The 24610-nt window shown below is 72.2% G+C and carries 21 protein-coding genes; 11 read left to right on the top strand and 10 right to left on the bottom strand.

What is annotated here, in order from left to right; genetic code table 11:
• Window positions 1-61: 61 nt before the first annotated feature.
• Together ACIP5W_RS25000 and ACIP5W_RS24995 are read right to left on the bottom strand one after the other, a co-directional pair.
• A complete protein-coding gene (locus ACIP5W_RS25000; RefSeq protein ID WP_401477641.1) occupies window positions 62-634 on the bottom strand; it encodes an EamA/RhaT family transporter in 573 nt (190 codons plus the stop codon).
• 89 nt (window positions 635-723) lie between these two features.
• On the bottom strand, window positions 724-1053 hold the full coding sequence (locus ACIP5W_RS24995; RefSeq protein WP_401477638.1) for an SH3 domain-containing protein: 330 nt from the start codon (window positions 1051-1053) through the stop codon (window positions 724-726).
• Window positions 1054-1235: 182 nt separating this feature from the next.
• Between ACIP5W_RS24995 and ACIP5W_RS24990 the strand changes: the two genes are divergently transcribed.
• Window positions 1236-3413 carry a PQQ-binding-like beta-propeller repeat protein gene (locus ACIP5W_RS24990; RefSeq protein ID WP_401477635.1) on the top strand — a complete coding sequence of 726 codons (2178 nt, stop codon included), beginning with the start codon at window positions 1236-1238 and terminating at the stop codon, window positions 3411-3413.
• Between the two features lie 213 nt (window positions 3414-3626).
• On the opposite strand, the gene ilvD is transcribed toward ACIP5W_RS24990, so the two are convergent.
• From ilvD to ACIP5W_RS24970, 4 genes are all read right to left on the bottom strand, one after another.
• The gene (gene ilvD, locus ACIP5W_RS24985; protein WP_401477632.1) at window positions 3627-5480 is read right to left on the bottom strand and encodes a dihydroxy-acid dehydratase; all 1854 of its coding nucleotides are present in this window, start codon (window positions 5478-5480) and stop codon (window positions 3627-3629) included.
• Window positions 5481-5627: 147 nt separating this feature from the next.
• Entirely contained in the window at window positions 5628-6233 is a 606-nt protein-coding gene (locus ACIP5W_RS24980) for a TetR family transcriptional regulator (protein WP_401477629.1), read from the bottom strand.
• On the bottom strand, window positions 6230-7054 hold the full coding sequence (locus ACIP5W_RS24975) for a sugar phosphate isomerase/epimerase family protein (protein WP_401477626.1): 825 nt from the start codon (window positions 7052-7054) through the stop codon (window positions 6230-6232). Before ACIP5W_RS24975 ends, ACIP5W_RS24980 begins: the two co-directional genes overlap by 4 nt.
• Before the next feature lie 270 nt (window positions 7055-7324).
• Complete coding sequence (locus tag ACIP5W_RS24970; RefSeq protein WP_401477623.1) at window positions 7325-8257, bottom strand: Ppx/GppA family phosphatase; 933 nt, start codon at window positions 8255-8257, stop codon at window positions 7325-7327.
• Between the two features lie 95 nt (window positions 8258-8352).
• Here ACIP5W_RS24970 and ACIP5W_RS24965 point away from each other — a divergent pair, with 95 nt between their 5' ends.
• Window positions 8353-9321, top strand: a complete 969-nt coding sequence (locus tag ACIP5W_RS24965) for a hypothetical protein (protein WP_401477620.1) — start codon at window positions 8353-8355, stop codon at window positions 9319-9321.
• 82 nt (window positions 9322-9403) lie between these two features.
• On the opposite strand, the gene ACIP5W_RS24960 is transcribed toward ACIP5W_RS24965, so the two are convergent.
• The gene (locus tag ACIP5W_RS24960) at window positions 9404-11119 is read right to left on the bottom strand and encodes a hypothetical protein (protein ID WP_401477617.1); all 1716 of its coding nucleotides are present in this window, start codon (window positions 11117-11119) and stop codon (window positions 9404-9406) included.
• Between the two features lie 311 nt (window positions 11120-11430).
• Here ACIP5W_RS24960 and radA point away from each other — a divergent pair, with 311 nt between their 5' ends.
• Together radA and disA are read left to right on the top strand one after the other, a co-directional pair.
• Window positions 11431-12840, top strand: a complete 1410-nt coding sequence (gene radA, locus ACIP5W_RS24955; RefSeq protein ID WP_401477614.1) for a DNA repair protein RadA — start codon at window positions 11431-11433, stop codon at window positions 12838-12840.
• Window positions 12841-12921: 81 nt separating this feature from the next.
• On the top strand, window positions 12922-14046 hold the full coding sequence (gene disA, locus ACIP5W_RS24950; RefSeq protein ID WP_401477611.1) for a DNA integrity scanning diadenylate cyclase DisA: 1125 nt from the start codon (window positions 12922-12924) through the stop codon (window positions 14044-14046).
• 150 nt (window positions 14047-14196) lie between these two features.
• Here the strand turns inward: disA and ACIP5W_RS24945 are convergent, their stop codons facing one another.
• Window positions 14197-15027, bottom strand: coding sequence for a hypothetical protein (locus ACIP5W_RS24945; protein ID WP_401477608.1), 831 nt, complete (start codon window positions 15025-15027; stop codon window positions 14197-14199).
• Window positions 15028-15377: 350 nt separating this feature from the next.
• Between ACIP5W_RS24945 and ACIP5W_RS24940 the strand changes: the two genes are divergently transcribed.
• From ACIP5W_RS24940 to cseC, 5 genes are all read left to right on the top strand, one after another.
• Entirely contained in the window at window positions 15378-16367 is a 990-nt protein-coding gene (locus ACIP5W_RS24940; RefSeq protein ID WP_401477605.1) for an A/G-specific adenine glycosylase, read from the top strand.
• A 301-nt stretch (window positions 16368-16668) separates the two neighbouring features.
• The gene (locus ACIP5W_RS24935) at window positions 16669-17211 is read left to right on the top strand and encodes a SigE family RNA polymerase sigma factor (protein ID WP_401477602.1); all 543 of its coding nucleotides are present in this window, start codon (window positions 16669-16671) and stop codon (window positions 17209-17211) included.
• Entirely contained in the window at window positions 17196-17861 is a 666-nt protein-coding gene (locus ACIP5W_RS24930) for a hypothetical protein (RefSeq protein ID WP_401477599.1), read from the top strand. Before ACIP5W_RS24935 ends, ACIP5W_RS24930 begins: the two co-directional genes overlap by 16 nt.
• Before the next feature lie 232 nt (window positions 17862-18093).
• Complete coding sequence (gene cseB / locus ACIP5W_RS24925; protein WP_401477596.1) at window positions 18094-18795, top strand: two-component system response regulator CseB; 702 nt, start codon at window positions 18094-18096, stop codon at window positions 18793-18795.
• Window positions 18796-18807: 12 nt separating this feature from the next.
• On the top strand, window positions 18808-20151 hold the full coding sequence (gene cseC, locus ACIP5W_RS24920; protein ID WP_401477593.1) for a two-component system sensor histidine kinase CseC: 1344 nt from the start codon (window positions 18808-18810) through the stop codon (window positions 20149-20151).
• Window positions 20152-20332: 181 nt separating this feature from the next.
• On the opposite strand, the gene ACIP5W_RS24915 is transcribed toward cseC, so the two are convergent.
• Entirely contained in the window at window positions 20333-21922 is a 1590-nt protein-coding gene (locus ACIP5W_RS24915; RefSeq protein WP_401477590.1) for an MDR family MFS transporter, read from the bottom strand.
• A gap of 170 nt (window positions 21923-22092) precedes the next feature.
• Between ACIP5W_RS24915 and ACIP5W_RS24910 the strand changes: the two genes are divergently transcribed.
• Complete coding sequence (locus ACIP5W_RS24910; RefSeq protein WP_401477587.1) at window positions 22093-22689, top strand: TetR/AcrR family transcriptional regulator; 597 nt, start codon at window positions 22093-22095, stop codon at window positions 22687-22689.
• Window positions 22690-22711: 22 nt separating this feature from the next.
• Here ACIP5W_RS24910 and ACIP5W_RS24905 read toward each other — a convergent pair whose 3' ends face one another.
• The gene (locus tag ACIP5W_RS24905; protein ID WP_401477584.1) at window positions 22712-23320 is read right to left on the bottom strand and encodes a M23 family metallopeptidase; all 609 of its coding nucleotides are present in this window, start codon (window positions 23318-23320) and stop codon (window positions 22712-22714) included.
• Between the two features lie 517 nt (window positions 23321-23837).
• On the opposite strand from ACIP5W_RS24905, the gene ACIP5W_RS24900 reads away from it, so the two are divergent.
• The gene (locus tag ACIP5W_RS24900; RefSeq protein WP_401477581.1) at window positions 23838-24479 is read left to right on the top strand and encodes an HAD family acid phosphatase; all 642 of its coding nucleotides are present in this window, start codon (window positions 23838-23840) and stop codon (window positions 24477-24479) included.
• The last annotated feature ends 131 nt before the right edge of the window (window positions 24480-24610 follow it).

Raw genomic sequence — 24610 nt, 5'->3', positions numbered from 1 at the left:
GTGGAACCGCGGTGGCCCGGCCGCTTCACGATCAGCGGGGTCGCCCGTGCGGCGGGCGTCCTCAGGAGCGGCGGCGCTTCTTCGACGGGTTGCGGGTGCGGCGGGCGGTGCGGCGTTCGTGCTCGGCGCGGGCCGCCTCGTACTCCTCGCGGTGCAGCCTCTCGCCGGGGGCCTCCGTGAGCGAGCGGAGGAAGTAGGCGAGGAGGGAGCCGACGAAGCCGATGGCCAGCAGTCCGCGCAGGGAGGCCTGACGGGCGGGGTCGGGGCGCTCGGTGAAGCCCTCCCACGTGTTCCGGAAGGCCAGGGCGCTGGAGATCGCGAACATGACGACGACCAGCGCGGTCACGAAGCCGCCGGTGCCGGCGAGCGCGACGCCCTCGTAGGCCAGGCGCAGGACGAGGCAGGAGGCGACCGCGGCGGCCAGCGAGCCGGCGGCCACGCCGACGCGGCGCAACGGGTAGCCGTGGTCGTGGTCCACCCAGGTGGTCCCGAAGAAGCGGAGGGGCTCCGGGCGGGGCCCGGAGGGGGCGCCCGCGGCCGGGGCACCGGCCGGGTGGGCCGGCCGGCCGGAGGGACCCGCCTCGGTCTGCGGGGAACCCGCATCGGTGTCCGGCGTGCCGTTCTCGTCGCTCACGGGACGATTATGGCTCCGGGCCGGGCGGGCTCCCCGGCAGGGTGCGCGGTGGAGCGCGCGGGATGCGCGCGGTGGAGCGCGCGGTCGGGTCAGGCGCAGCGGGGGGCTACGTAGCCGTCGCTGCCCGTCCTCACGTACGCGTCCGAGACGAACTGGCCGTCGGCGATGTTGTCCCAGATGTTCGTCGTGCCGTACGGGCCGCTGACCGAGGTGCCGGGTGTCTGGCAGAAGATCGGTACTTTCGTGCCCTCGGGCAGCACCTTCACGATCGGGTAGCTGGTGGCCGGTCCGCTGCGCACGTTGAGGCGGACGCCGGGCGCCACCGGGTAGTACGTCAGCGCCGCCGTCACGGCCTGCGCCTCGGCGCCGCCCCCGGCCGCCTGGGCCTCTTTCACTTCTTCCACGCGGTCGACAGACATGAAAAAACCTCCCCCGTCGGACCCCATGACTGCCATGGGGTCCCGTTGATTCCCCGGAATCACGAGATGAAACACATGTACACGATTCGCACGGGGAGGCCAGCAAGCCGCCTCGGTCGCGTGAGCGTCATCGACTAGGCTCCGTGCGTCGCGCGCGCGGACGAACAGCACGGGGGTGGTCCATGGCGCCACAGCACGACACCGGAGCGGACGCGGAAGCGGAACTTCCGGAGTACGCCGGTCACTACCACCTGGAGTCCTGCCTGGGCTCGGGCGGCATGGGCGTGGTCCACCTGGCCCGCAGCACCTCGGGCATGAAGGTCGCGGTGAAGGTCGTACACGCCGAATTCGCGCGGGATCCGGAGTTCAGGGGGCGGTTCCGGCAGGAGGTGGCGGCCGCGCGGCGGGTGAGCGGCGCCTTCACCGCGCCCGTCGTCGATGCCGATCCGGAGGCCGAACGGCCCTGGATGGCCACGCTGTTCATTCCCGGCCCGACCCTGTCGCAGCACGTGAAGCGGAACGGGCCCATGGGTGCGGGCGAGTTGCGGCGGCTGATGGCCGGGCTCGCGGAGGCGCTGCGGGACATCCATCGGGTCGGGGTGGTGCACCGGGACCTGAAGCCCAGCAACGTCCTGCTCGCCGAGGACGGTCCGAAGGTCATCGACTTCGGCATCTCGCGGCCGAAGGACAGCGAACTGCGCACCGAGACGGGCAAGTTGATCGGGACACCGCCGTTCATGGCTCCGGAGCAGTTCCGGCGGCCGCGGGAGGTCGGGCCCGCCGCGGACGTGTTCGCGCTGGGATCCGTGCTGGTGCACGCGGCGACCGGGCGGGGGCCGTTCGACTCGGACAGCCCCTACGTCGTCGCCTACCAGGTCGTGCACGACGAGCCGGATCTGACCGGGGTGCCGGAGAGCCTGGCCCCGATGGTGCTGCGCTGCCTCGCGAAGGAGCCCGAGGACCGGCCGACGCCCGACGAGCTGATGCGGGAGCTGCGGTCGGTGGCGGCCTCGTACGACACGCAGGCGTTCATACCGGCACAGCGTTCGCCCGATGACGACGTGCGGGAGTCCGGGCGGCCGGAGCCGCCGGCCGAGGCACCGGGTTCCCCGGGGGCGGGGAGCTCTCCGGGCTCCTCGCCGGGCCGGCCCGGCGCGGCTCGGGTGGGCGTGCGGCGGTGGGGCCGGCGGCGGGTCGCGCTCGCCCTCGGCTCGCTGGTGCTCGTCACGGGCGGCGGGTTCGCCTCCGTCCAGATGCTCGGCGAGGACACGGCCGGGGCGGCGTCCCGGGACACGGGCGGCTCGCGGTCCGCCGCGGGCGTCCACGCGCCCTGGGCGACGCGCCCGGCGGGGGACGACGGGCTGCCGCAGTGCGTGTACGACGCCCGGCGGCTGCTCTGTGTCCAGGCGGGGTGGGTGTACGCCCTCGGCGCGTCCGACGGGCGCGTGCTGTGGCGGCACGCCCTGTCCGCCGAGGACAGGCCCCGCGGGGCGCCGGTCGTCGCGGGCGGGCTGGCGCATGTGCTCACGCACTCGGGCAGGCGCGTCGAGGCTCTCGACCCGGCGTCGGGGCGGATGCGCTGGGAGCGTGACGTGTCGACGTACCGGGGCGTCCGGTACGCGGGCGGGACCCTGTTGCTGACGGCGGCCGACGGCACGGTGACCGGGGTGGACGCGGCGTCCGGGCGTACCGGATGGAGCCGGCGGATCCCGGGGGCGGGCGATCCCTACTTCGTGTCGTTCCCCGGGGACGAGCTGGTCTACGCGACCAGCACCTCCGGCGAGGGCCGGACCCGGGTCACCGCGGTGGACCCCGTCACCGGAGAGGTGCGCTGGGACGAGCGGTTCGACGAGACGGTGACGCCGGTGGGCGCCGCGGACGGCAGCGTCGTCCTGCTGGCCGAGGACGGCGACGGCGGTTACGGCATGGCGGACGCCGTGATCCGGTTCTCCCCCGCGACCAAGGAGTCGCGGCGGGTGGCGCTGTCCGTCGCGCTCCAGCAGCCGGCCGCGGCCGTCGACGGCGACCGCGTCTACCTCATGACGTACGACGGTTCCCTCGTGGCCGTCGACACCCGCGAGGAGAAGCGGCTGTGGTCCCTCCAGACGGCCGTGAGCAGGGGGTCGGTGCCGACCGTCGACGGCACGCACGTGTTCTTCAGCGCTCCCGACGGCCGTCTCCTCGCCGTCGACGCCCAGGCGGGCAGGCTCGTCGGCCAGACAGAGCTGCGGCTCGGCGCGCGGTCGGACGAGGTGGTCAGTACGCTGCCCGCACCCGAGGCGGCCGAGGGGCGGGTGTACGCCGGGGCTCCCGACGGGACGGTGTTCGCGGTGGACGGGCGTGATCCGGCGGGCTGGTGAGGCTCGTGAGGCGAGTGCGCGAGCTTCCTGGGCTTCGCGGGTTCCGCGGGTTCCGCAGGTTCCGCGGGCGCCGTGAGTTCCGCGAGCGTCGTGAGTCTCCGAGGCTTCGTGGGTCTCCCGGGCTTCGTGGGTCTCCCGGGCCTCGCGGACCTCACCTCGTGCGGAGGGCCGCCCCCGGTCGACGGAGGCGGCCCTTCGGCGTTCGGTCGGGCGTCAGCCCAGCTTCGACACGTCCCGCACCGCGCCCTTGTCGGCGCTCGTCGCCATCGCGGCGTAGGCGCGCAGGGCGGCCGAGACCTTGCGCTCGCGGTTCGAGGGGGCGTACACCCCGTTCAACGCCTCCTCGCGGCGGGCGAGTTCCGTCTCGTCGACGAGCAGCTCGATCGTGCGGTTCGGGATGTCGATGCGGATGCGGTCGCCGTCCTCGACGAGGGCGATGGTGCCGCCGGAGGCCGCCTCCGGGGAGGCGTGGCCGATGGACAGGCCCGAGGTGCCGCCGGAGAAGCGGCCGTCGGTGATCAGGGCGCAGGTCTTGCCGAGACCGCGGCCCTTGAGGAAGGAGGTGGGGTAGAGCATCTCCTGCATGCCGGGGCCGCCCTTGGGACCCTCGTAGCGGATGACGACGACGTCGCCGTGGGTGATCCGCTTGTTGAGGATCTTCTCGACGGCCTCCTCCTGCGACTCGCAGACGACCGCGGGGCCCTCGAAGGTCCAGATCGACTCGTCGACGCCGGCCGTCTTCACCACGCAGCCGTCGACGGCGAGGTTGCCCTTGAGGACCGCCAGGCCGCCGTCCTTGGAGTAGGCGTGCTCGGCGGAGCGGATGCAGCCGTTCTCGGCGTCGTCGTCGAGGGTCTCCCAGCGCTCGGACTGGGAGAAGGCCTCGGCGGAGCGGACGCAGCCGGGGGCCGCGTGCCACAGTTCCACCGCCTCGGCGCTCGGCGAGCCGCCGCGGACGTCCCAGGTCTTCATCCAGTCCGCCAGGGACGGGCTGTGGACGGAGTGCACGTCCTCGTTCAGCAGGCCGGCGCGGTGCAGCTCGCCGAGGAGGGCGGGGATGCCGCCGGCGCGGTGCACGTCCTCCATGTAGTACGTGCGGTCCTTGGCGACGTTCGGCGCCACCTTGGCCAGGCAGGGGACCCGGCGGGAGACCGCGTCGATCTCGTTCAGGCCGAACGGGACGCCCGCCTCCTGGGCCGCCGCCAGCAGGTGCAGGATCGTGTTGGTCGAGCCGCCCATCGCGATGTCCAGCGCCATCGCGTTCTCGAACGCGGCGATGGTGGCGATGTTGCGCGGCAGGACCGTCTCGTCGTCCTGCTCGTAGTGGCGGCGGGTGATGTCCATGACCGTGCGGGCGGCGTCCACGTAGAGCCGCCTGCGCGCGGTGTGGGTGGCCAGGACCGAGCCGTTGCCGGGCAGGGAGAGGCCGATGGCCTCGGTCAGGCAGTTCATCGAGTTGGCGGTGAACATGCCGGAACAGCTGCCGCAGGTCGGACAGGCGTTCTCCTCGATACGGAGGATGTCCTCGTCGGAGATCTTGTCGTTCACGGCGTCGGAGATCGCGTCGACCAGGTCGAGCGTGCGGACCGTGCCGTCGACGAGGGTGGCCCGGCCGGACTCCATCGGGCCGCCGGAGACGAAGACCGTCGGGATGTTCAGGCGCAGGGCCGCCATGAGCATGCCCGGCGTGATCTTGTCGCAGTTGGAGATGCAGACCAGGGCGTCGGCGCAGTGCGCCTCGACCATGTACTCCACGCTGTCCGCGATCAGGTCGCGGGAGGGCAGGCTGTACAGCATGCCGCCGTGGCCCATCGCGATGCCGTCGTCGACGGCGATCGTGTTGAACTCGCGCGGGATGCCGCCGGCCTCGGTGATCGCCTCGCTGACGATCCGGCCGACCGGCTGGAGATGCGTGTGACCGGGCACGAACTCGGTGAAGCTGTTGGCCACCGCGATGATCGGCTTCCGGCCGATGTCCGCACCGGGTACACCGGAGGCGCGCATAAGGGCGCGGGCGCCCGCCATGTTGCGGCCGTGGGTGACTGTGCGGGACCTCAGCTCGGGCATCGTCGCTCGCTCCTTCAGACAGGTAGGGCTGTCCTCGAGCGTACGCCGGTCATCCAGGGGGCGGGACGAGGTGTCCGGAATGCGGGACGTGCATCTCGTGCCGCGCCTTGTGCCGGCCGTCGCGCCGACCCCTGCGCCGCGTCGCGCTCAGGGTCCGGTGAGGTGGCCCTGCACCACCGGCGCCAGGCGCGCGACGATCTGCTCCACGTCCGCCGACGCCAGCGGTTCCACCTTGATCACGTACCGCAGCATCGCCGTGCCGACCAGTTGCGCGGCGGCCAGCTGGGCACGCAGTTCGGCGTCCGGCACGTCGAGCCGGGCGGCGATACGGCTCAGCAGCTGCGCGGCGACGAGACGGCGGAAGACGGCCGCCGCGGTCTCGTTGTTGACCGCCGAGCGGACGATCGCAAGCAGCGGCATGCGCGTCGTGGGGTTCTCCCAGACGCCGAACATGAAGCGGGTCAGCCGTTCCCCGACCTGCTCCAACGGCGCGTCGGCCACCGCGTCCGGCCCGTCGAGCACGGGCGCGACGGCCACCTCGACGGCCGCCGCGAAGACCTGCTCCTTGGTGCCGAAGTAGTGGTGCACCAGCGCCGCGTCGACCCCGGCGGCCTTGGCGATGCCCCGCACCGTCGACTTCTCGTAGCCCCGCTCCGAGAACTCCTCGCGGGCCGCGGCGAGGATGCGGTCGCGGGTGTCGGCGGACTCCGCGCGCGGGGGACGGCCACGGCGGCGCGCGGCGGTGCCGGTCACCGGCGGGGCACCTTCGCCGCCGAGGCCAGGTGCAGGCGCGTGAAGGCCAGGGCCTCCGCGAGATCGGCCTCGCGTTCGGCGCTGGACATCGCGCGCCGGGTGTTGACCTCGATGACGACGTGCCCGTCGAAGCCGCTCAGCGCGAGCCGTTCCAGCAGCTCGGCGCAGGGCTGCGCGCCACGGCCGGGCACGAGGTGCTCGTCCTTGGCGGAGCCGTTGCCGTCGGCCAGGTGCACGTGGCCCAGCCGGTCGCCCATGCGGTCGAGCATGTGGATCGCGTCCGCACGGGCGGTGGAGGCGTGGCTGAGATCGATCGTGAAGTGACGGTAGTCGTCCTTCGTCACGTCCCAGTCGGGCGCGTACGCGAGCATCTCGCGGTCGCGGTAGCGCCAGGGGTACATGTTCTCGACGGCGAACCGTACGTCCGTCTCGTCCGCCATCCGCCAGATCCCCCGGACGAAGTCGCGCGCGTACTGGCGCTGCCAGCGGAAGGGCGGGTGCACGACGACGGTGCTCGCGCCCAGCTTCTCGGCCGCCGCGCGCGCCCGCTGGAGCTTGACCCACGGGTCGGTCGACCACACGCGCTGCGTGATGAGCAGGCACGGGGCGTGCACGGCGAGGATCGGGACGCGGTGGTAGTCGCTGAGTCTGCGGAGGGCGTCGATGTCCTGGCTGACCGGGTCGTTCCACACCATGACCTCGACCCCGTCGTAGCCGAGGCGTGCCGCGATCTCGAAGGCCGTCGCCGTCGACTCCGGGTAGACCGAGGCAGTCGACAGGGCGACCTTCGCATCCGGAATGCGCACGACTGGCTCTGCCATGGGGGACAGGTTACGGGGTGCGGCAACCGGACTGCCGGGTGTCTGCGTGCCGTTGTGGCGCATGCCACGGGTGGGGTGGCCGGGATCGGTCGGTCGCGGCGGCCGCATGCCCACCGGGCCGATCGCATCGCGCCCCACGCGCGTGTGCCCCCCGGGTCGGGTGGCATCGCGCCCCACGCGTGCGTGCCCGCCGGGTCCGATCGCCTCACGCTTCACGCGCGGGTGCGGTCCCGGTGCGCCGTCCCGCCCCGGCCTCGGCCCCGCTGTGCGCTACGGCGAGGGCATGTGGTCGAGCTTGCGGAGGATCACGCCCTCCCGGAGCGCCCACGGGCAGATCTCCAGGGACTCCACCCCGAACAGGTCCATCGCCCCCTCGGCGACCAGCGCGCCCGCCAGCAGCTGGCTCGCGCGGCCCTCGGAGACGCCCGGCAGCTCGGCGCGCTGGGCGGTGGTCATGCCGGCCAGGCGTGGCACCCAGGCCTCCAGGGACTCCCGCTTCAGCTCGCGCTGGACGTAGGGGCCGTCGGCGAAGGGGGCGGCGCCGGCGAGGCGAGCGAGCTGCTTGAAGGTCTTGGAGGTGGCGACGACGTGGTCGGGGGAGCCGATGCGGCTGAATTCCCCGACGGTCCGGGCGATCTCGGCCCGCACGTGCCGTCGCAGCGCCCGTATCCGCTCGGGTTCCGGCGGGTCCCCGGGCAGCCAGCCCGCGGTGAGCCGGCCCGCGCCGAGCGGGAGGGAGACGGCCGCGTCGGGCTCTTCGTCGATGCCGTAGGCGATCTCCAGGGAGCCGCCGCCGATGTCCAGGACCAGCAGCTTGCCCGCCGACCAGCCGAACCAGCGGCGGGCCGCGAGGAAGGTGAGCCGGGCCTCCTCCTCGCCGGTGAGGACCTGCAGCCGGACACCGGTCTCGGCCTGCACGCGCGCGAGGACGTCGTCGGCGTTGCCGGCCTCGCGCACGGCGGAGGTCGCGAACGGCAGCACGTCCTCGACGCCCTTGTCCTCGGCGGCCTGGAGCGCCTCCTGGACGACGGTGATCAGCTTGTCGACGCCCTCACGGCCGATCGCGCCGGAGCCGTCGAGGAGTTCGGCAAGGCGCAGTTCGGCCTTGTGCGAGTGGGCGGGCAGCGGGCACGCGCCCGGATGCGCATCCACCACCAGCAGGTGCACCGTGTTCGATCCCACGTCGAGGACACCGAGTCTCATGGAGGGCACGCTACTGCCAGCCGTCCTGACCTCGACCCCTGGTGCGCATCCTGAGACGGTCCCGTTGCCGCGCGCGGGCGACTTACCCTGGTCGGGTGCCAAAGACGAAAAAGGCGAAGGACGAAAAGGCCGACAAGGCCGACAGGGCCGCCGGATCCGCCACCGGTTCCCCGGGTTCTTCGCGGGTGAGGTCACCGAAGAAGTCGCGCAAGGCCCTCGAAGCCGACGAGAAGGGTCTCGACTTCGCGCGCGCGTGGGTCGAGTTTCCCGATCCGGCGGACGACGATCAGGTCTTCCGCTGCGATCTGACGTGGCTGACCTCGCGCTGGAACTGCATCTTCGGCAGCGGCTGCCAGGGCATCCAGGCGGGCCGCGCGGACGACGGCTGCTGCACGCTGGGTGCGCACTTCTCCGACGAGGACGACGAGAAGCGCGTGGCGGAGCACGTGGCGCGGCTCACTCCCGACGTCTGGCAGCACCACGACGAGGGTGTGCGCGGCGGCTGGGTCTCGGAGGACGACGAGGGTTCCCGGCAGACCCGCCCGTTCAACGGCTCGTGCATCTTCCAGAACCGCCCGGGCTTCGCGGGCGGCGCCGGCTGTTCGCTGCACATCCTCGCCCTCAAGGAGGGCCGCGAGCCGCTGGAGACCAAGCCGGACGTCTGCTGGCAGCTGCCGGTGCGGCGGACGTACGACTGGATCGACCGGCCCGACGACACACGCGTGCTCCAGGTGTCGATCGGTGAGTACGACCGGCGCGGCTGGGGTCCGGGCGGACACGACCTGCACTGGTGGTGCACGTCGGCCACCTCGGCGCACGGTGCGGGCGACCCGGTGTACGTCTCCTACCGGCCGGAACTGATCGAGCTGATGGGCAAGGCCGGCTACGACCGTCTGGTCGAGCTGTGCGAGCAGCGGCTCGCCTCGCAGTTGCCGTTGCTGGCCCCGCACCCGGCAGACCCGGTGCCGGTACCGCATGCGGCGGCGGAAAGGCCGGCCGCCGTGGATTCCGTCGGTCCGGTGGGGCCGGGGGATTCCGTGGGGCCGGTGCATCCGACCGTCTGAGGCCGTCGGCCCGGCTCCTTGGAGCCGGGCCGACCCGCTTCGCCGGCCGTGCGGCCGCACCCGCGTCGCGGCCCGTTTGGGCCTAAGGCGTCGACGGGCTCGGGTCGCCGTTGTCGTCGGACGGCGGGGTCGGGCCGCCCGGGTCGGAGGGGGACGGGTCGGTGGGCGTGGGCTCGGGATCGGCGGAGGTCGGCGGGTCGCTCGGCGTGGGACCGGTGGTGGGCGGGGTCGTCGGGGTCGGCTCCGGGTCGGACGAGGGGGGTGGTCCGCTCGGTGTGGGGCGGGGGTCCGAGGGGGTGGGTGCGGCGCCGTGGCCCTCGATGGAGACGACGGCACCGGCCGGCGAGACCGCCACGCGCGCGTGCCAGGGCCCGGTGGGCTCGCGCAGGTGGTCGACGTACACCTTGACCGTGATCGATTCGCCGGGTCGGAGGGTTCCCGCGGTGCGGCTCAGGCGGAGCCAGGAGGCGCCGGTGGTCGCCGACCAGTGGACCGGCCCGTCCGCGTCGTGTGCCGCGGTCAGGGTGATCAGGGTGGTGGCGCCGCTGTTCCCGGCCGTGACGGACAGGTGTCCCGGGCCCTTGTCACCGAGTCCGGAAACGCTGACGACCTCCACGGAGACGTCGGGCTCGCCGGCCCCGGGGAGGCGGGAGCCGGGCCGGGTGCTGGCGTTGCCGGCGTTCTGGTAGCCGCCCGGCCCGTCTCCGTCGAGGCCGTCGGGGCCCTGGGCCTCGCTGGCGGCGGGCGAGCGGCCGTCGGAGTCGGCGGTCGGTGTGCCCCGGTAGGCAGCCCACAGGGCGAGCACGGGCGCGGCGACGACGGTGGCGACGACCGTCGTGGTGACGGCACGCGCGCGGATGCGGTCCCGCCGGGCGGCGCGGTCCTTGGGGTCCATCGGGAAGCCGCGCCGGTCGAAGCGCGGCGCGGCGGCACCCCGCGCGCGTGGCAGGTGTGTCAGGACGGTGTGCAGGGCGGCTCGGGGCGCCTCCAGAACCGGCAGTTCGGCGGGTGTGACGCCGGCGCCGGGCCAGCGGCCGGGGACCGCGCACTCCGCCGCGCGGCGGCAGCGGGGGCAGTCGTCGACGTGCCGGACGAGTTCGCGGCGCAGCGCGGCACTGAGCACGAGCTGGTGGTCGCCGGTGAGGCGGGCCACGCCGGGGCAGCCGCCGGTCTCGACGACGGCCAGGGCCGCCCGGGTGCGTTCGACCTCGCAGGCGGCGGAGGCGAGCAGTTCGCGGGCCGCGGCGACCTCCATGCCGAGAACGGCCGCCACCTCGTGGGCGGCGAGGTGGTGCCGTACGGCGAGTTCGAGCGCCTCGCGCTGTTCCGGGCTGGTGCCTGCGGCCTCCGGCCAGGCGAGCAGGGCCAGTTCGCGGCGCCGTCGCTCCTGGAGGTCGTCGGGCACGGGCTCGATGGCGGGCTCGGCGCCGCTCTGCCGGTGGGTGCTGTGCCGGCCCGGCGCGTGCGTGCCCTGACGTTTCCGCTTGGCCTCGGCGAGCTTGCGCAGGCAGGCCCAGCGGGCCAGTGCGTAGAGCCAGGCCCTGCGGTCGCCGGCGGCGCCCGGGACCCGTTGTCCGCGCCGCTCGGCGAACGCCAGGACGTCACCGAGGGCCGCCGTGGCGGTGTCGTGGTCGCACAGGACGGACAGACAGTAGGTGAACAGGCCGTCGAGGTAGGGCTCGTAGCGCGCGGATGGGCGCTGCGCCGCCGCGCGCGCCGCAGCGCGGTCGCGCGCCTCCCTGTGCGCCCGGTGTGCGCCGGTCGTGCGGATCGAGGTTTCCGGGCTGCTGCTCATCACCCGTGCGACCGTAGGCGTCGCGGAACGACCTCTTCTGCCCGCTTGAGCCCTTTTAATCCGTACGGGTGAAACGATCCCTCATAAGGGGACAGGAACAGGGGCTCGAGTGGCTCATTCGCGACGAGGCTGGCCGATTCACAGGGGGTGAGGTGGCCCGGCCGAGGGGGGACGGCCGGGCACACCTCGTCCGGTGTCCGCCGCCCCGGGGGGGGTGGGAGCGGTGGACGCCGCCTCGGGTCCCGTCTGCCCCGGCGGGCCCGCCTCATGCACAGGCTTCTCGCGTTGTCGGACCCGGCGGTTACGGTTTCCCCATGGCTGCCCGCACGAAGACCACCAAGGACCGTCCGTCGTACCGCTGCACCGAGTGCGGGTGGCAGACGGCGAAGTGGCTCGGCCGCTGCCCCGAATGCCAGGCCTGGGGCACGGTCGAGGAGTACGGCGCGCCCGCGGTCCGCACGACGGCGCCCGGCCGCGTCACCACCTCCGCCCTGCCGATCGGCCAGGTCGACGGCCGTCAGGCCACCGCACGCCCCACCGGCGTCCCCGAGCTGGACCGCGTACTGGGCGGCGGGCTGGTCCCCGGCGCCGTCGTCCTGCTGGCCGGCGAGCCGGGCGTCGGCAAGTCCACGCTCCTGCTCGACGTGGCCGCCAAGTCCGCGAGCGACGAGCACCGCACGCTGTACGTCACGGGCGAGGAGTCGGCGAGCCAGGTCCGGCTGCGGGCCGACCGCATCGGCGCCATCGACGACCACCTGTATCTCGCTGCGGAGACCGACCTGGCCGCCGTCCTGGGCCACTTGGACGCCGTGAAGCCGTCCCTGCTGATCGTCGACTCGGTGCAGACGGTGGCCTCCCCGGAGATCGACGGCGCCCCCGGCGGCATGGCCCAGGTCCGCGAGGTCGCGGGCGCACTGATCCGCGCCTCGAAGGAGCGCGGCATGTCCACGCTGCTGGTGGGCCATGTCACCAAGGACGGCGCGATCGCCGGCCCGCGCCTCCTCGAACACCTCGTGGACGTCGTCCTGTCCTTCGAGGGCGACCGGCACGCGCGCCTGCGTCTGGTGCGGGGCGTCAAGAACCGCTACGGCGCCACCGACGAGGTCGGCTGCTTCGAACTGCACGACGAGGGCATCACGGGCCTTGCCGACCCCAGTGGACTTTTCCTGACCCGTCGTGACGAACCGGTCCCCGGCACCTGCCTGACGGTCACCCTGGAGGGCCGCCGCCCCCTGGTCGCCGAGGTGCAGGCGCTCACCGTCGATTCGCAGATCCCCTCGCCCCGCCGCACCACCTCCGGCCTGGAGACCTCCCGCGTCTCGATGATGCTCGCGGTCCTGGAACAGCGGGGCAGGATCAGCGCGCTCGGCAAGCGGGACATCTACTCCGCGACGGTCGGCGGTGTGAAGCTCTCCGAGCCCGCGGCGGACCTGGCGATCGCCCTCGCGCTGGCCTCCGCGGCGAGCGACACCCCCCTGCCCAAGAACCTCGTCGCGATCGGTGAGGTGGGCCTCGCGGGCGAGGTCAGACGGGTCACGGGCGTGCAGCGCAGGCTCGCCGAGGCGCACCGCCTGGGCTTCACCCACGCGCTCGTACCGGGCGATCCCGGCAAGATCCCCGCGGGCATGAAGGTCCTGGAAGTCGCGAACATGGGGGACGCCCTGCGGGTGCTGCCGCGCTCCCGTCAGCGAGAGGCCCCGCGGGAGGCGGAGGAGCGCCGGTAGACTTTGCCCAGGTCTCGCCCGTCCGTACGAACCGAGTGCGCGAAACGGGAGCACCCCAGAACCTGTGACCGGAGGAGTGCAGTGGCAGCCAACGACCGGGCGGCAGCTCCCGGAAAGTCCGGTGGGAGTTCCGGTGCCGACGGCCTGATGCGTGCCGCGCTGAGCGCGGTGGCTCCCGGCACGGCCCTGCGCGACGGCCTGGAAAGAGTGCTCCGCGGCAACACCGGCGGACTCATCGTGCTCGGCTCCGACAAGACGGTCGAGACGATGTGCACGGGCGGATTCGTCCTGGATGTCGAGTTCACGGCCACACGCCTGCGCGAGCTGTGCAAGCTCGACGGCGGCATCGTGGTCTCCTCCGACCTGTCCAAGATCCTGCGGGCCGGCGTACAGCTCGTGCCGGACCCCACCATCCCCACGGAGGAGACCGGCACCCGTCACCGCACGGCGGACCGCGTCAGCAAGCAGGTCGGCTTCCCCATCGTCTCGGTCTCCCAGTCCATGCGCCTGATCGCGCTCTACGTCGGCGGCCAGCGCCGCGTCCTGGAGGACTCCGCGGCGATCCTGTCCCGCGCGAACCAGGCGCTCGCGACCCTGGAGCGCTACAAGCTCCGCCTGGACGAGGTCGCGGGAACGTTGTCAGCGCTGGAGATCGAGGACCTGGTGACGGTCCGGGACGTCTCGGCGGTGGCGCAGCGCCTGGAGATGGTGCGCCGCATCGCGACCGAAATCGCCGAATACGTGGTCGAACTGGGCACCGACGGCCGTCTTCTCGCGCTCCAGCTCGACGAGTTGATCGCGGGCGTGGAGCCGGAGCGTGAACTGGTGGTCCGGGACTACGTTCCGGAGCCCACCGCCAAACGCTCCCGCACGGTCGACGAGGCACTGCACGAGCTGGACGCGCTCAGCCACGCGGAGCTTCTCGAGATGTCCACGGTGGCGCGCGCGTTGGGCTACACCGGCTCCCCCGAGGCCCTCGACTCGGCGGTCTCCCCGCGCGGGTTCCGCCTGCTGGCCAAGGTTCCCCGCCTCCCCGGCGCGATCATCGACCGCCTGGTGGAGCACTTCGGCGGTCTCCAGAAGCTCCTGGCGGCGAGCGTCGACGACCTTCAGACGGTCGACGGCGTGGGCGAGGCACGGGCGCGCAGCGTGCGCGAAGGCCTGTCCCGCCTGGCGGAGTCGTCGATCCTGGAGAGGTACGTCTGAGACCGGTGGCTCCTGAGGCCGACGGTGCCTCTGGGACCTACGGCAGCTCTGAGACCGGCGATGCCTGTGAGCTCTCGGTGCCGGTGTCGGTGTCGCGTGCGCGGGCCCGACCGCGCCCCGAGTGAGGAGCGACGGCCGGGCGGCCCTGCCTCAGTCCTGCTCCAGCACGAAGGAGGTCTGCGCCTTCGTGAAGCCGGGCGCCTTCGCCTCCACCAGGTACGTCCCGGCCCCGGCCACCCCCGCCGGAGGCGTCGCGCACTCCGGCGCACTCGGCTTGCGGTCCCAGGTCACGGTGTACGTGAAGCTGCCCCCGGCCGGCACCCGGTACAGAAGGCTCGTGGCCCCCTTCGGGCAGTCGGCGGACGACCAGTAGTCGTCGGCACCGCCGGCCCGAGTGATCGCCAGCACCGCCTTCTTCGGACCGAGATCGACCTTGCAGTCGCTTCCGGAGGAGTTCTTCGCCGTCAGCCGGAACGTGGGCGTCTGGTCCGGCGAGTAGGTGTTGCGGACGCTGCGCAGGCTCAACGTGACCACGCTGGCGGTGCAGTTGGGCAGTGTCGTACCGGCCGGCAGAGTCGTGCCCGACCCGCTGCCGTTGGCGCCGTCGTCCGAACCGGCGGATCCCGCCGAGCCGGCGCCGCCCGTGTCCGCACCGCCGGACCCGGCACCGTCGCCCGAGCCCGAACCGGAACCGGAACCAGAACCGGAACCCGAACCGCCGGAGTCCTCGTCGCCCGACTCGTCGCGTCCGCCGGGGTTCTGACTGATCGCGGGCCCGGACCCGGACGGGCCCGGCGTGATGGAGGACGCGGGATTCTTGCCGTTGGAGCCGTCCGCCCCGTTCTTGCCGCCACCTCCGCCCGAGCTGACCACCCAGGTGACCAGCAACGCCAACAGGGCGAGCACGGACAGCAGTACGCCCCTCCGTCGCCAGTAGATGGAGGAGGGAAGCGGCCCGACCGGATTGCGCAGAGATCCCACGGCGCAAACTGTACGAGAGATCCTTGCGTTGTCCGGCGCCACCCGCCGCCCGGGCCACAACTTTTCCGGATCATCATTCCGGACAGGGCTGCTCCGCCGCCGACTTGAGTCCTCGCGGACCCGTCCCGGTGGCGGGACGTGACACCGGAGCCGTGCGACGCGCACGGAGCGTGACGGCGCGCGCCTGCGCTCCCGCGCCCCTCGCGGCTGCGGCCGCGCCCGTGCCGCACGCGCGCGGACGCCTCGCGCGCCCCGCCCGGTGCCGCACGCGCGCGGACGCCTCGCGCGCCCCGCCCACTGGTGGCGGTACGCGCGCGTGCCCCTGCGCGCATGGCAGGATCGGAAGGGCCATGACTGCGCCCACGAAGCCCCCGCACAGCAGCCCCGCCGACACCGTCTGCGAACCGCCCCCCGGAGAGCGGCCGCGCCCGGCCAAGACCGACCCGACGGCGGCCGCGCCGGCCTCCGGCGCGCGCCTGCACTCCCCCGTCATCGACTGGTTCGACGACCACGCCCGCGACCTGCCCTGGCGGCGCCCCGAGGCCGGCGCCTGGGGAGTGATGGTCAGCGAGTTCATGCTCCAGCAGACGCCGGTCAGCCGTGTGCTGCCGGTCTACGAGCAGTGGCTCGCCCGCTGGCCTCGCCCCGCAGACCTGGCCGCCGAGTCCCCCGGCGAGGCCGTCCGCGCCTGGGGCCGGCTCGGCTACCCGCGCCGCGCCCTGCGGCTGCACGGCGCCGCGGTGGCCATAACGGAACGGCACGACGGCGACGTACCGGCGGACCACGCGCAACTGCTGGCGCTGCCCGGCATCGGCGAGTACACGGCCGCCGCCGTCGCCTCCTTCGCGTACGGACAGCGGCACGCCGTCCTGGACACCAATGTCCGCCGGGTGTTCGCGCGCGCGGTCACGGGGGTGCAGTACCCGCCGAACGCCACCACGGCCGCCGAACGCAGACTGGCGCGCGCCCTGCTGCCCGAGGACGAGAGGACCGCCGCGCGCTGGGCGGCCGCGTCCATGGAGCTGGGCGCCCTCGTGTGCACGGCGCGGAACGAGAGCTGCCACCGCTGCCCGATCGCCGCCCAGTGCGCCTGGCGGCTGGCGGGCAAGCCGGAGCACGACGGTCCGGCACGCCGCGGTCAGACGTACGCCGGTACGGACCGGCAGGTGCGCGGCAAGCTGCTCGCCGTACTGAGGGAAGCCCACACGCCCGTGCCGCAGGCGGAGCTCGACCGGGTGTGGCACGAGCCGGTGCAACGCGCGCGTGCGCTGGACGGCCTCGTCGCGGACGGCCTGGTGGAACCTCTGCCGGACGGCCTGTACCGGCTGCCGCTCACCTGACGCCCAGTCAGTTCACAGACGCCCGGCGGCCCGAGGCCCCTGGGCGGGCTTCTGTCACGGTCGACCGGCGGGCGAATCATCTCGAACCGGCCGCATTCGGCTTTCCTCCTTACCCCTGACCCGGCTTCGTTACACAACCGACGGACAGCCGACTGCTAGCCGCAGGCTGCCTCGGACAGTGCCGTGACAACAGCTCCGTAGCTTCCTTCGTGTGCCCGGCAGCGACACGAGGGCCACAGACCACGAGCGGGAAACCGGCGGACCACAGCCAGCCGGGACGGGGATACGGAGGCGGTTGATCATGGCGCAGGGAGAGGTGCTCGAGTTCGAGGAGTACGTCCGCACCCGGCAGGACGCGCTGCTGCGCAGTGCCCGTCGCCTGGTCCCGGACCCGGTGGACGCCCAGGACCTGCTCCAGACCGCGCTGGCACGTACGTACGGCCGTTGGGACGGCATCGCGGACAAACGGCTGGCGGACGCCTACCTGCGCCGGGTCATGATCAACACGCGGACCGAGTGGTGGCGCGCCCGCAAGCTGGAGGAAGTGCCCACCGAGCAGTTGCCGGACGCCAGCGTGGAGGACTCCACCGAGCAGCACGCGGACCGTGCCCTGCTGATGGACGCCATGAAGGTGCTCGCTCCGAAGCAGCGCAGTGTCGTCGTACTGCGACACTGGGAGCAGATGTCCACGGAGGAGACGGCCGCCGCCCTCGGCATGTCGGCCGGTACGGTCAAGAGCACGCTGCACCGGGCGCTCGCCCGGCTCCGCGAGGAGCTGGAAGCCCGCGATCTGGACGCACGCGCGCTGGAGCGTGAGGAGCGGGAGCGTTGCACGGCGGCCTGACCGAGGCCGGGTCCTCACCGGCCCGAGGCACCTTCCAGGCGGTGACCACGGCGCTGGCCGTGCTCGCCGCCGTCGGCCTTTTCCTGTCCTCGTGCGCCACCGGCGGCACCGGCGCCCGTGACGAGGGCCCGGCGCACGCCGAAGCGGTCGCCGGCGCCACCGCCACCCCGTCGAGTGCCCCCACCGAAGCCCCCGACCGCACCGACGCCGTCCGGCTCGTCATGGACGACCCCGAGGTGTCGGAGGAGGTCAAGCGTGAGCTGAAACCGTGCGTCGGCGACGAGTACCCGGTCGACGTCTCCTTCGGCGATCTCACCGGCGGCGCCGAGAGCGATGTCGTCGTCAACGTGCTGACGTGCGGTGACGCGGTCGGCGTCGGGTCGTACGTGTACCGCCGGACGAGCGGCCGGTACGAGAACGTGTTCAAGACCGAGGAGCCCCCGGTCTACGCCGAGATAGACCGCGGCGACCTGGTGGTGACCAAGCAGGTGTACGAGAAGGGCGACCCCGTCTCCAGCCCCTCCGGCGAGAACGTGATCACGTACCGCTGGACGGCCTCGGGCCGCTTCGTCAAGGAGTACAGCTGGCACAACGACTACAGCAGCGTCGTCGGCGGGGACGGTGCGACGCCGGTGCCGGAGAGCGGCTGACGGGCTCCGCACACCGACGTCGAACGCCCGTACCGCCGTGCCTCCGCGGAAAAAAAATCCTCTGCGGCGTGAACCGTTCGGGCCTCCCGGACCGATGAACCAGTGAACGCACCAGGCGCTCCGGGCGTCCCTCCTAGGGACGGCCGACCTGACAGCGGACCGACAGACAGAACGGACCTGCGGGCGCCCACCACCGCACACCCACGACACACCGAGGACTGAGAGCACCGGGATGGCAGACCAGACCCACGTCCTGTTCGTCGAGGACGACGACGTCATCCGCGAGGCCACCCAGCTGGCCCTGGAGCGGGACGGCTTCGTGGTCACCGCGATGCCCGACGGCCTGTCCGGCCTGGAGGCGTTCCGGGCGGACCGCCCCGACATCGCCCTGCTGGACGTGATGGTGCCCGGACTGGACGGTGTGAGCCTGTGCCGGCGTATCCGGGACGAGTCCACCGTGCCGGTGATCATGCTCTCCGCGCGCGCCGATTCCATCGACGTCGTGCTCGGCCTCGAGGCGGGCGCCGACGACTATGTGACCAAGCCGTTCGACGGCGCCGTCCTGGTCGCCCGCATCCGCGCGGTGCTGCGCCGGTTCGGGCACGCGGGCGGGCCCGACCGGGGCGAGGCGGATTCCTCCGCCACCGGGGGCGTGCTGACCTTCGGGGCCCTGGAGATCGACACCGAGGGCATGGAGGTCCGCCGGGCCGGGCAGCCGGTCGCGCTCACCCCGACCGAGATGCGCCTCCTGCTGGAGTTCTCCTCCGCCCCGGGCACGGTCCTCTCGCGGGACAAGTTGCTGGAGCGGGTGTGGGACTACGGCTGGGGCGGAGACACCCGCGTCGTCGACGTCCACGTGCAGCGGCTGCGGACGAAGATCGGCCAGGACCGGATCGAGACGGTCCGCGGCTTCGGCTACAAACTGAAGGCCTGAGCGGACAGGGGTATGCGGGGGATGTTGCGGCACCTGGTTCCGGCCCGCGCCGAGCGCACGGGCATCCACACCGGCCTGCGGTGGAAGCTGAGCGCGGCCATCGCGCTGGTCGGGGCGCTGGTGGCGATCGTGCTCAGCCTCGTCGTCCACAACGCCGCCCGGGTCTCCATGCTGGACAACGCACGCGACCTCGCCGACGAGCGCGTCCAGATCGCCCAGCGCAACTACGAGCTGTCCGGGCGCCCGAATTTCCCCAACATCAAGATCGACGACCAGGACCTGCCGTCGGAGCTGAGGTTCAAGGTCGAGGAGGGGCGCCGGGCCACGTTCGTCTCCGACCACGGCGGCGGGGCGCCCGACATCTGGGCGGCCGTGCCCCTGAAGGACGGCCATGTGCTCTCCCTGCACACCGGCTTCACCGACCGCAGCACGGACATCCTGTACGACCTCGACCAGGCCCTGGTGATCGGCTCCATCGCGGTCGTCCTCGGCGGCAGCGCGCTCGGGGTGCTGATCGGCGGACAGCTGTCGCGCAGGCTGCGCAAGGCGGCAGCCGCGGCGAACCAGGTCGCCAAGGGCGAGACGGAGGTGCGGGTGCGGGACGCCATCGGCGGGGTCGTGCGCGACGAGACCGACGACCTGGCGTCCGCCGTGGACGCCATGGCGGACGCCCTCCAGCAGCGGCTGGAGGCCGAGCGCCGGGTCACCGCCGACATCGCGCACGAGCTGCGCACACCGGTGACCGGGCTGCTGACGGCCGCCGAGCTGCTGCCTCCGGGCCGGCCCACCGAACTGGTCTTGGACCGGGCGAAGGCCATGCGCACACTCGTCGAGGACGTCCTGGAGGTGGCCCGCCTCGACGGCGCCTCCGAGCGCGCCGAGTTGCAGGACATCCTGCTGGGCGAATTCGTCACCCGGCGGGTGGCGGCCAAGGACCCGCAGGCCGAGGTGCGGGTGGTGCACGAGTCCATGGTCACCACCGACCCCCGGCGCCTGGAGCGCGTGTTGTTCAACCTGCTCACCAACGCCGGCCGGCACGGCAAGCCGCCGGTCCAGGTCACCGTCGAGGGCCGGGTCATCCGGGTCCGCGACCACGGTCCCGGGTTTCCCCAGGACCTGCTCGCGGAGGGCCCGAGCCGCTTCCGCACCGGGAGCAGCGACCGGGCAGGCCGCGGCCACGGCCTGGGCCTCACCATCGCGGCAGGACAAGCGCGCGTCCTGGGCGCCCGGCTGACCTTCCGCAACGTACGGCCGGCGGGGGCACCGGCGCACATACCGTCCGAGGGCGCGGTGGCCGTCCTGTGGCTGCCGGAACACGCCCCGACGAACACGGGAAGCTATCCGATGCTGCCGTGAGGGCAGGCGCGGGCTGGTAGGAGCAGGTGCCCTCGTGGTGCGGCGTGCCGGTCGGACGCATCGATCGCCCCACGCGGCAGGCCCCCGGGCGGACACCGGCCGGGGGCCTCTCACAGAGCTTCTACGGCGACGCGGGACCGCCACCGCTCTCAGACAGGCGGCGGCAGTCCCTCCGGGCGGGTCAGACGGGCTCGACCACCGGCATCTCGGGGGCGGTGGTCTCGTCCGTGGCGCCCTCCGTCTTCGGTCCGGCTCCACGGAGGGGGACCTCCTTGACGAACACGGCCGCCACCAGCGCGACCACGGCCACGACGGCTCCGAGGACGAACGCCGCGTGGGTGCCGTCGGAGACCGCGTACTGGTAGGCCTCCCGCACCGGGGCCGGGAGCTTCGCGAGGCCGGCGGCGTCCAGTTGCGCGGACTGCTCGGTGATCTTGGAGCCCAGTGCGCCGGCCCGCTCGGACATGGCGTCCTGGACCCGGCTGTTGAACAGCGCGCCCATGATCGCGACGCCGAAGGAGGAGCCGAGCGTACGGAAGAGGGTGGCCGAGGAGGACGCGACACCCATGTCCTTCATCTCGACGCTGTTCTGCGCGACCAGCATGGTGATCTGCATCAGGCAGCCCATGCCGAGGCCCACGACGGCCATGAACACACCGGAGGTGAACCGGGAGGTGCCGGTGTCCATCGTCGAGAGCAGGTACAGGCCGACGATCATCAGCGCGCCGCCGAGGACCGGGAAGACCTTGTAGCGGCCGCTGCTGGTGGTGATCCGGCCGGCGACCATCGAGGTCACGAGCATCGCGCCGAGCATCGGCAGGAGCAGCAGGCCGGAGTTGGTCGCCGAGGCGCCCTGCACCGCCTGCTGGTAGAGCGGCAGGAAGAGGGTGGCACCGAACATCACGAAGCCGGTGATGAAGCCGATCACCGACATCAGCGTGAAGTTGCGGCTGCGGAAGATGTGCAGCGGCAGGATCGGCTCCACGGCCCTGGTCTGCCAGAACACGAACCCGACGAGCGCCGCGACACCGATGCCGATCAGCTCCATGATCCGCGCGGAGGACCAGGCGTACTCGGTGCCGCCCCAGGTGGTGACGAGCACGATGGAGGTGATGCCGACGGTGAGCAGCCCGGCGCCCAGATAGTCGATGCGGGCCTGGGACCGCTTCTTCGGCAGGTGCAGGACGGCGGTGATCAGGCCGAGGGCCACCACGCCGAGCGGCAGGTTGATGTAGAAGGCCCAGCGCCAGCCCCAGTGGTCGGTGATGGTGCCGCCGACCAGCGGTCCGCCGATCATCGCTATCGCCATCACGGCGGCCATCATGCCCTGGTACTTGCCGCGCTCCCGCGGCGGTACGAGGTCGCCGATGATCGCCATGACGCCGACCATCAGACCGCCGGCGCCCAGCCCCTGCACCGCGCGGAAGCCGATCAGCTGGCCCATGTCCTGGGCCATGCCGCTCAGTGCCGACCCGGCCAGGAAGATGACGATGGAGCTGAGGAAGGCGCCCTTGCGGCCGTACATGTCGCCGAGCTTGCCCCAGATCGGGGTGGAGGCGGCGGTGGCGAGGGTGTACGAGGTCACCACCCATGACAGGTGTTCGAGGCCGCCGAGGTCGCCGACGATCGTGGGCATCGCGGTGCCGACGATCATGTTGTCGAGCATCGCGAGCATCATGGTGATCATCAGTGCGAGGATCACGACCCGCACGCTCTGCTGTTTCTTCTCCTGCGCGCCGGCGTCCGGCTCAACGGTTCGGGTGTCCGCCATCGTCATCCCACTCCCCCAGGGCAGCCACTTACTTGCCGCCCGGCTAGTTCACTACACTGGGAAAGTAGACCCGCAACTAGCCGGGCGTCAAGTAAGTTTCAACCTGAGTGGAAGGTAAGCGCCTCTTACCTTCCGGCTGCCGGTTTCGCGGCGACGCGAGGAGTACGAGGATGGACGTCACCATGGACGGCACCAAGCAGCGACGCCGCGGCAACACGCGCCAGCGCATCCAGGACGTGGCGCTGGAACTCTTCGCCGAGCAGGGCTACGAGAAGACCTCGCTCCGCGAGATCGCGGAGCATCTCCAGGTCACCAAGGCGGCCCTGTACTACCACTTCAAGACCAAGGAAGAGATCATCGTCAGCATCTTCACGGATCTGACGAAGCCGATCGAGGACCTGGTCGAGTGGGGCCGCAGCCGGCCGCACACCCTGGAGACCAAGCAGGAACTCCTACGGCGCTACAGCCAGGCGCTCAGCGAGGCGACCCCGTTCTTCCGCTTCATGCAGGAGAACCAGGCGACGGTCCGCGAACTCCAGATCGGCGAGTCCTTCAAGGACCGGATGCGCGGGCTGCGCGACATCGTCATCGACCGGGACGCCCCGCTCGCCGACCAGGTCCGCTGCGTCAGCGCCATCTTCACCCTGCACGCCGGGATGTTCTTCCTGCAGGACCTCGAAGGCGACCCCGAGGAGAAGCGCGAAGCCGTCCTCGAGGTCGCCGTCGATCTGATCACCCAGGCCCATCAGGGCTCGCAGCCGTCCTGACGAGGGCCGTCGATCACCGTCGTCAGAGGGTCACGCCCTTGCCGCGCAGGAACTTCACCGGGTCGACCGCCGAACCGTAGTTGGCGGTGGTCCGGATCTCGAAGTGCAGGTGCGGGCCGCTGGAGTTGCCGGTGTTGCCCGACAGGGCTATGCGCTGGCCGGTCTTGACGATCTGGCCGACCTTCACGTTGATCTTCGAGAGGTGGGCGTACTGGGAGTACACGCCGTTGGCGTGCTTGATGACGATGGCGTTGCCGTAGGCGGGACCGTCACCGGCGCCGTTGCCGCCGGCCTTGACGACCTTGCCGCCGTGGGCGGCGAAGACCTTGGTGCCGCTCGCCACGGCGAAGTCCTGGCCGCTGTGCTTGGAGGCCCACATGCCGCCGGCCTGGGCGAAGCTGGCGGACAGCTTGTACTTCTTCACCGGGTCGACCCAGGTGGCCGCCGAGGACTTCTTGGCCGCCGACACCGCGGCCGCGGCCGCGGGCGCCGCCGTCTTGGCCTGGGGCGTGACCGCGGACGCCACTCCGCTGCCCAGCACGACCGTGGCGCCGAGAGCGGCGGCGCCGACGGCCACGCGGGTGCGGAGCTGGGGCGTACGGGAAGAACGGAACATGACGCGCTGGAACATCGAAACCTCATGGTGCCGGGGACAGAGAGAACCACCCGACGTACGGACGTCCGCCGGATGGCCATCCCTTGGTAACCCGCGGCCCCGGAATGCCCCAAACGCGTGATCTACGACGGAAACTAGTACTTACCGCCAAAACGGAACACTTCTTGACAGTCCACCCTTCACCCGACATAGGCCCCTGTTCCACGCGGCAGGCCTGCCGAGTGAACCCGCCGCCGGGTGATATGCCCCTTTCGCCCCAATAGAGGTCAGCACTATTCCGCGTAGTACGTGACGTAGCTCCTGTGCGGCACATCACCGGCCGCCAGCCGTACGGCACTTCGGAATGTGACGGCGGCTACTCCCCCACCCGCAGGGGCACTTGTGACCCCCGTCACGAAGCATGCACGAGGGTGTGACGGGCCTCTCAGGTCCCTCTACCGTCCAGTAACCCGCTGGTTCCCCTCAGGCCATCCCCACCGATGAGCATGCCCACGACACCCGCAGCGCTTGGACGCGAGAGGACCCCCACACCATGACCAGAGGCACCTGGACGCGCCGTATCGGCATGACCGCCGTGGCGACAGCCGCCATCTCCGCGATGGCCGTCCCGGCCGGCGCCCAGGCAGCGACGGCCACCGGCACCACCTCCGTCGCCACCACCACCGCCGCGGCGCAGGCCGAGGTCGGCTACGACACCTGGCAGGCGGACTGCCTGGCGGTGATGAACCAGGCCCTGCCGTACCTGAAGCAGCGCATCGCCGCCGTCGAGCCGGGCGAGAAGCAGGCTGTCGTCCTCGACATCGACAACACCGCTCTGGAGACCGACTTCGGCTTCAGCTACCCGCAGCCGGCCAACAAGCCGGTCCTCGACGTCGCCAAGTACGCCCAGGAGCACGGCGTCTCCCTGTTCTTCGTCACCGCGCGCCCCGGCATCATCTCGGGCGTGACCGACTACAACCTGAAGCACGTCGGCTACAAGGTCTCCGGCCTCTACGTCCGCGGCCTGTTCGACCTCTTCAAGGACGTCGGCGCCTACAAGACCGCCCAGCGCGTCGACATCGAGTCCAAGGGCTACACGATCATCGCGAACATCGGCAACAGCGCCACCGACCTGTCGGGCGGCCACGCCGAGAAGACCTTCAAGCTGCCGGACTACGACGGCCAGCTGTCCTGAGGAACGCAACGAGAGGGGCGGGGCCCCGGCGGGGGGGGGGGCGGGGGGGCCCCCCGGGGGGGGGGCCCCCCCCCCCGGGGGGGCGGGGGGGGGGGGGGGGGCGGGGCCCCCCCCCCCCCCCCCGCCCAGCG

The sequence above is a fragment of the Streptomyces sp. NPDC088766 genome (assembly GCF_044750845.1).
Lineage (GTDB): Bacteria > Actinomycetota > Actinomycetes > Streptomycetales > Streptomycetaceae > Streptomyces.
This window is presented reverse-complemented; position numbering and strand designations above follow the sequence as displayed.